Below are 2,286 nucleotides of genomic sequence, written 5' to 3'. Positions count from 1 at the left end.
TTCATCTTTCCTCCCCTCCTTATAAAATAATATCATCCACGGATTTTCCGGGAGGAATCATCGGAAGCACCTTTTCATCCGGATTAATGGAGCAATTAATCAATATTGGTCCGTTATAATGCTCTCTTTCCTTTAAAGCGTCTTCCAGCTCCTTGCAATTTTTTGCATTAAAGCCCTTTCCGCCGTAAGCTTCCATCAGCTTTACAAAGTCCGTGCTTCTATCCAAAACCGTTTCGGAATAACGCTTTCCGAAAAAGGCTGTCTGCCACTGTCTCACCATACCCAAAACTCGATTGTTCATCAGAATAATGGTAATCGGTAAATTTTCATGAACCGCTGTGCATAACTCGTTGCAGTTCATACCAAAAGATCCCTCGGAAGTAATTAAAACGGTATGGGCCTTCTTTCTTCCAAAACAAGCTCCGATGGCCGCCCCCAATCCGTAGCCCATGGTTCCCAATCCGCCGGAGCTTAGGAAGGTTCTGCCTTTTTCAAAACGATAGTACTGTGCTGTCCACATCTGATGCTGTCCCACATCGGTAGCTACCACTGTATCGTCTTCCGTATACTTCCGTAAAGTCTCCAAGATATGCTTGGGATGGAAATCTCCCTCCACTTTACTCTTGGTTTTTTCGAAGCCATGGATTTCTTCCCACCACTTAGGATGCTTTTGCTCCTTCAACTTTGGAAGAATTTCTTTAATCCACTTCTTCACATCTCCTTGTACGGAATAATCCGGACTTATGTTCTTCCCGATTTCCGCCTTATCGATGTCTACATGAATGACTTTACAATTTTGGGTATACCGGGCAATATTTCCGGTGGCACGATCGGAAAAACGAACTCCTAAAGCCAGCAAAACATCACATTCCGACTGGGTTTTCGCCGCCACATAGCTTCCGTGCATTCCCACCAAACCAAGACTTAAGGGATGAGAGTCGGGAAATGCTGTCCTTCCCATAATACTGACGGTAACCGGAATATTCAGCTTCTCCGCCAAGGCAATCAGCTCTTTCTCCGCCTTAGCCGCCGTAATACCTCCACCGGCATAAATTAATGGTTTCTTCGCCTGACTCAGTAAGGCAATAACCCCTTCCTGATCATAGGGAAGCTTCGGCTTATCCGGCATCTTGGGAAGAACGGCTACTCCGTATTCACATTCACTAATCTGTACGTCCTTAGGGATATCAATGAGCACCGGACCTTTTCTGCCGGAATTGGCAATTTGAAAAGCCTCTTTAATCGTCTGCTCCAGCTCCGTAACATCCTTTACCATGAAGTTATGCTTCACCACAGGCTGGGTAATGGATACGATATCCACCTCCTGGAAGCTGTCTCTTCCCAGTGCTTCCGTGGCTACATTGCCGGTAATGGCCACCATAGGAACGGAATCCAGATAAGCATTGGCAATGCCCGTTACCAGATTCGTAGCTCCCGGACCGGAAGTCGCAATAACCACGCCCACCTTTCCGCTGGCTCTGGCATAACCGTCTGCAGCATGGGCTGCCCCCTGCTCATGGGCGGTAAGAACATGATGAATCCGATCTTTACACTTATACAGCTCATCATAAATCTGTAAAACTGCACCTCCGGGATAGCCGAACACCGTATCCACCCCCTGATGAATCAACTCTTCAATTAATAGCCTTGCCCCTGATAATTTCATTTTCTCTCCCGTTTCATTGAAAAAGCCTTACAGCGTAACGCTGTAAGGCTAAAGGCTCAAATCATGTCTTTATCTTTCAAAAGTGGCGTTACGCAAACAAACATTATCGTGTAAGACAATAATGACTGCAAGAATCATATTAATTGCCAGCCAAATGTTCTGCATAACCCTTTCCTCCTTGAAAAAATCTGAAGGAATTATCCCATAGGCTTATTTCTCTGTCAAGAAACTTTTCATTATATCTGCTATAACTTTTGCATTTTTTATGATTCTGCCGGGTTTACGCTACCCATGCTCCACTTTGATTTACATAATAGCCGTCCGGTGTTCTGGTATTGCTAAGCATTGCTCCGTCTGCACCAAGATAATACCAAATTCCGTTAGTCTGCACCCAACCGGTCTTCATATAACCGGACTTATTGAAATAATACCACTTTCCATTAATCATCTTCCAGGTGTTGGCAGGATAAGAACGATCCGGATTTAAGAACCACCAACCATGTGCATCTAAAATCCAACGTCCATTCTCCGTACCTCCCTGAGAAGAGCTTGCTCTCATCTCCAGCTCTTCAGAGCTTACCCAGTCACCATAGCTTCCATAAGCATAGGCTCTAATCTTG

The 2,286-nt window shown here is 45.1% G+C and carries 1 protein-coding gene and 1 pseudogene; both read right to left on the bottom strand.

Going from position 1 to position 2,286, the window contains the following annotated elements; genetic code table 11:
• Positions 1-19: 19 nt before the first annotated feature.
• On the bottom strand, positions 20-1,666 hold the full coding sequence (gene ilvB / locus ACO4PX_RS09955; protein ID WP_183684465.1) for a biosynthetic-type acetolactate synthase large subunit: 1,647 nt from the start codon (positions 1,664-1,666) through the stop codon (positions 20-22).
• 280 nt (positions 1,667-1,946) lie between these two features.
• Positions 1,947-2,286 (bottom strand): annotated as a pseudogene (locus ACO4PX_RS09950) (hypothetical protein); the annotation flags it as partial.

This window comes from Oribacterium sp. (genome assembly GCF_057249185.1).
The sequence above is the reverse complement of the archived record's forward strand: the minus strand, read 5'-3'. Positions and strand labels throughout refer to the sequence as shown.